This is a genomic window from Thermus arciformis (assembly GCF_900102145.1).
Taxonomy (GTDB): domain Bacteria; phylum Deinococcota; class Deinococci; order Deinococcales; family Thermaceae; genus Thermus; species Thermus arciformis.
The window spans coordinates 1-4,409 of sequence record NZ_FNBC01000072.1 but is presented as its reverse complement, the minus strand read 5'-3'; the positions used below and the strand labels follow the sequence as shown (position 1 = coordinate 4,409).

Genomic DNA, 4,409 nt, shown 5'->3' with positions numbered 1-4,409 from the left:
TGCTCCAGGGTGCCTAAGGCGGCCTCGGACTGGACGGAATAGGCGATGGACTGAAAGGTGCCCACCACCAGGTTGAAGGCGGCGAAGACCAGGAGGAGGGGGCCCAGGTCCAGACCTAGGCTCGCCAGCCCCTCGGGGGTCAGGTTCTCCAGGCCGAGGACCATGGAGTAGAAGAAGAGGACGGAGGCCAAAAGCCCCGCCAGGGTGTCAAACCAGTAGCGCCTGGTCAGGTTCCACTCCAGGAGAAACTCGCTCCAGAGTTGCCAGCAGAGCATCACACCTCCTAGAACCTCCCCAATATACCCCGCCTGCGCACCAGGCGGTACATGTAGGCCATGGCCCAAAGCCCCAGGGCGAAGAGGAGGAGCCCTTGAAAGAGGGCCAGGCCCAACAGGCCCCAAGGCGCCTCCGCCCCTGAGAGGCTAAGCCGCAGGAGGTGCACCCCGGGGGCGAAGGGCAGGTGGGCCATCCAGGGCTCAAACCGGACCAGATAAAAGAAGTAGGGCAGGAAGAGGAACTGGACGATGGTGAAAAACTCGTCCACCTGCTTGAAGTACAAGGCAGTGGCCCCCATGAGGAGGCCGAAGCCCAAGGCGGCCAGGAAAAGGGGCAAGAACCCCAAAGGCCAGCGGGCCAGGGGGCCTAGGGTCACGCCGAAGGCCAAGGCCAAGGGCAGGAGGACCAAAAGGCTCCAGAGAACCCCGAATAGGCTTTGCACCAGGGCCCGAAGGAGGAGCTGGCGCAGGAGGCCTCCCCGGGCCAGGGCCATGTGTTCCAGGGTCCCCAGTTGCGCCTCGCCCTGGACCGTGTAGGCGATGGACTGGAAGGTGAACAAGGTGAGGTTGAAGGCCGTGAAGACCAGAAGCAGGGGGCCTGGGTCCAAGAAGCGGGCCTCCTCGGGGGTAAGCCGGCTAAAGCCCAAAAGGATTGCGTAGAAGTAGAGGAGGCTCCCCCCCAGGTTTGCCAGCGTGTTGAACCAGTAACGCCGGGTTCGGGCCCAAGAGAGCAGGAACTCGCTCCAAAGCGGCCAGAGCATGCAGACCTCGCTAAAGATGTGGATGACAGCAGGAAGTTTCTTGGCACCTGGTAGCCTGCTGCCATCCAGGACTTGGCTACATTAGCCCTATTATCTTTGAGGGCAGGGCGCGGGCATCCTTCCACCGCAACCCGGGTCACCCAAGGGCTGCACCCGGGAAGGCTTTACAATCCACCGCATCTTCCTCACCTCCTTTCCCTAGCCCGTGCAGGGGCGAGGTGCCGGCTCCGCCTCGCCTGCGCGTTCAAAAACACCTGGAGTTAGACGAAGAACGCCTGCTTGAGTAAATCCTAAGGTCTGTCCACTGGTAATAGTAACCTGCCCAGGCTGAGCTGTAGCACCCCATACTCCCGTAGGCCACGCTCATGCACTGGGAAGTGGGCCAACCCGAGTCGTAGCAGGGTGGAGGCCAGTCGTTTGCCGCCTTGGCGCTGGTTCGGGTTTCCACCTGGCCCCAGATGATGCTGCCCGTAGAGCAGCTGGCGAAAGCGTAGGCCTTAGCCCCAGGAGAGGCTGTGGTGGGCAGGGCCGAGGCCGCCAAGCTACAGGACGGAAAAAGGGACTGGGGGCCCAGGTGCTGGACCAGGAGGGAAAAAGTATCCAGACCCACCACCATTCCCCCATCAGAGGTCTTGAGCTCCGGGGGCAAACCCTGGAAGTCTCCACCCCAAGGGAGGTTCTCCGGACCGTACCGTTTCATCTGTCCCACAATTTCCCCCAGCTTCGCCCTAAGTTCCTGGCGTTGCGGTTCCTTCAGGGGGAGAGGGATCCTCTCCAAGAAGGCCCTTTCCAGGACGCTTACCACAAGCTCCTCGTCGGACCAAAGAGCCTGCTGCTCCTTCACAAAGCGCAGCTGTTCCTCCCAGAATGCCTTTTCCTCGGGGGTGGCTTGGGCCATCCTTCCCTGGGCGTATTCGGCGAACTTCCGCACGCTTTCCTCGCTCAAGAGGGGTGGTGCTATATCCAGGGAAACCCTCCCCTCCCCCTCCCGGTACCGGATTCCGGGGGCAAGTTCCATCCAGGCAGCGGATTGATCGGGGGATTGGGAAGGCGTTGCGGTTGCCGCTCCCCGCCCGCAGCCCGCAAAAAGACCAGAGAGAACGACCAGGAGCGCCAAGGGCACTCTTGAATTCCAGGCGAAGGGCCTCACGTGGACCCGCCGCGTCCGGCCGACGGCTTTGACCTCCTGCACGTCCTTGAGCATCGCCTCCACCCCCTTCCGGGTTAGCCTCAGGGTAGCAAGAGGAAGGTAACGCCCGCGTAACTCAGGAAGCTCTCATAAAGACTCTAGGGCGTTACGCGGAGGTTACATGGGCCGGGGTAGCCTTCAGGTGTGCGGCTCCTGTGGCTTCTCCTCGCCCTACTCGGGGGCTCTGGGGTCCTTCCCCAATGCCTCGCCCCCCACTGCCCGCCCCCGGGGCCGGGGCTTTAAGTGTCCGTACTAGCCTGCCTTCACCGCCACCCCCTTCCCGCCCAGGAGGCGAAGCCGAGGAGGAGCCCCCCGGCCAGGAGGAGGAGGAGCCTTCCCCTGGGCCACCGGTCGGCCAGATGCCCCCCATAGAGGGCGAAGAGGGGCTCGGCCAGGAGACGGAAGGCCAGGGCTAAGCTGGCCTCTAGGGGGCTCAAGGCCCCAAGAGCGGTGAGGGCGGCGTGGGCGAAGTAGAAGAACCCCGCCCCGAAGAGGCGGAAGGCCTCCAGCCAGAGGAGGAGGGCTATTGTCATACGCCTACAGGCTGGCCGGAAACGGGCCCAAAACGAGAAGGGGTAGATTCTCCTTGTCCAAGATTCCTACTCTGCTTCTTCTTGCCTTAAGGCCTCCAGTCGCCTAGGGTGGAGGGGTCCTAAAGCGAAGGGAAGAAGGACCAGGAATCCCAAGGCTCCTAGGAGGAGGGGCAGGGCTGGATTCCCCTTGCCCAGGACCCCCGCCCCCAGGCCCCCCAGGGCCCCGGCCCCGTAGAGGAGGGCCCGGATGGCGGCAAGGCTTGGGGCCAGGCCCTCCTTGGGCAGGAGCCAGCCCCGCACCGCCCGCAGGTGGGTGCTGAGGAGGGCCACCCCCAGGCCTAAGAGGGGTGGGGCGGCGAGGAGGAGGGGAAAGGGCAGGAGAAAGCCCATCCCCCCGAGGGCTGCCCCTAATGGGCCCAGCCTAAAGGCCAGGGCCGGTGGGACCCGCCCGGCAAAGTAGCTTCCCAGGGTGTACCCCAGGCTTTGCAGCACGAAGACCAGGCCGAAGAGGGCTTCCGGGGTGCCCGCCCGGAGGGCCAGAAGGCCCAGAAGGGCGGTGGTGAGGGCGTGGGCCAGGGTAAAGAGGAGGGAAAGGAGGAGATAGGGCCTGAGGGGGGCGTAGGCCAGGAGGCGACGGAGGGACTGCACCAAGGCCTCGGGCCTCGTCGCCTCCTCCCTCTCCCCCTTCTCCCCCGTGAGGGCGGGGCGGAGGAGGGCCCAGGCCAGGAGGAGGATCCCGGCGGCAAGGAGGTAAGGGAGGGCGGGATGGAGGGCGAAGAGGGCGGGGCCGAGGCCGACTCCCACCAGCCCTCCCACCTCCCAGGCAGCGTAGAGCTTGCCGCTCCTTTCCGCCAGCCTGTCCCGGCCTCTCCGCACCAGGAGGCCTTCCCAGGCCACGATGGCCAGGTCGGTGAGGACCATAAGGGGGTAAGCGTAGAAGACCAGGAGGGCGGCTTCCCGCGGCAGGAAGGGAAGGGGGAGGAACAGGAGGCCCCGGGCCAGGCGCAACTCCAGGAGAGCCCGGGCCAGGCCCCGCCGCTCCACCCAGGGGCTGAGGAGGAGAAGAGGCCCTAGGGTAAGGTAGCCCAGGGCGGCGAAGAAGCCCACCCATAAGGCTTCCCCCGTGCGGGCCACTTCCAGGGCGAGGGCGCTAAAGCCCAGGGAGGCCCCGAGGTCGCTCAGGGCCTCAGCCAAAACAGACTCTTTATGCCTCAAGTGGAGAAAACCCCTCTATTACCCAGACCACCCCGCCAGAGATAGAACAAGCGAACATTTTTTCGCCATTTTGCGAAATCCTGACACAGGAAACGGTCGTGTCAAGAGTTATGTGTAAGAGTCTGTGTACGGGGGGCATACCGCTCCTGAAGCATCTTCTCCAGCACCTCCTTCACCTCCGAGAACCCCTTTAGTTTCCGTTCTGCCCACCTCCCCTCTTGCCTCTCTGACTCCAGGTAAAGGAGCTTGTATACCGCCTCCGCCTTGGGAAACTTGTGGTCCCGCACCTTCGTCCCACGCCGCACTTCCCGGATAAACCGCTCCATCAGGTTGGTGCTCCGCAAGTACGGCCAAAGCACCTTGGGGTACCCGTAGAACCGCAGGAAGGCCCCCGAATCCTGTACCCAAAGCCCCACCACCCCCGGGTACCGCGAAC

Annotated in this window: 5 protein-coding genes and 1 pseudogene; all 6 read right to left on the bottom strand. The window is 64.3% G+C overall.

Features of this window, described 5'->3' with window-relative positions; translation table 11 throughout:
• Positions 1 to 275: pseudogene (locus tag BLP62_RS13250) on the bottom strand (ABC transporter); the annotation flags it as partial.
• Between the two features lie 8 nt (positions 276 to 283).
• Positions 284 to 1,036: an ABC transporter gene (locus tag BLP62_RS13245; RefSeq protein ID WP_015717245.1), complete on the bottom strand. Its 753-nt coding sequence runs from the start codon at positions 1,034 to 1,036 to the stop codon at positions 284 to 286.
• A 244-nt stretch (positions 1,037 to 1,280) separates the two neighbouring features.
• Complete coding sequence (locus BLP62_RS13240; protein ID WP_093008739.1) at positions 1,281 to 2,240, bottom strand: hypothetical protein; 960 nt, start codon at positions 2,238 to 2,240, stop codon at positions 1,281 to 1,283.
• A 248-nt stretch (positions 2,241 to 2,488) separates the two neighbouring features.
• Positions 2,489 to 2,758: a hypothetical protein gene (locus BLP62_RS13230; RefSeq protein ID WP_093008737.1), complete on the bottom strand. Its 270-nt coding sequence runs from the start codon at positions 2,756 to 2,758 to the stop codon at positions 2,489 to 2,491.
• 66 nt (positions 2,759 to 2,824) lie between these two features.
• The gene (locus BLP62_RS13225) at positions 2,825 to 3,952 is read right to left on the bottom strand and encodes a hypothetical protein (protein WP_176758237.1); all 1,128 of its coding nucleotides are present in this window, start codon (positions 3,950 to 3,952) and stop codon (positions 2,825 to 2,827) included.
• Positions 3,953 to 4,074: 122 nt separating this feature from the next.
• A partial coding sequence (locus BLP62_RS13220; protein ID WP_176758236.1) for a transposase occupies positions 4,075 to 4,409 on the bottom strand: 335 nt, incomplete at its 5' end.

Coding starts and splice junctions, on each gene's coding strand:
- BLP62_RS13240 (WP_093008739.1), bottom strand. CDS start 2,240: ATGCTCAAGGACGTGCAGGAGGTCAAAGCCGTCGGCCGGACGCGGCGG.
- BLP62_RS13230 (WP_093008737.1), bottom strand. CDS start 2,758: ATGACAATAGCCCTCCTCCTCTGGCTGGAGGCCTTCCGCCTCTTCGGG.
- BLP62_RS13245 (WP_015717245.1), bottom strand. CDS start 1,036: ATGCTCTGGCCGCTTTGGAGCGAGTTCCTGCTCTCTTGGGCCCGAACC.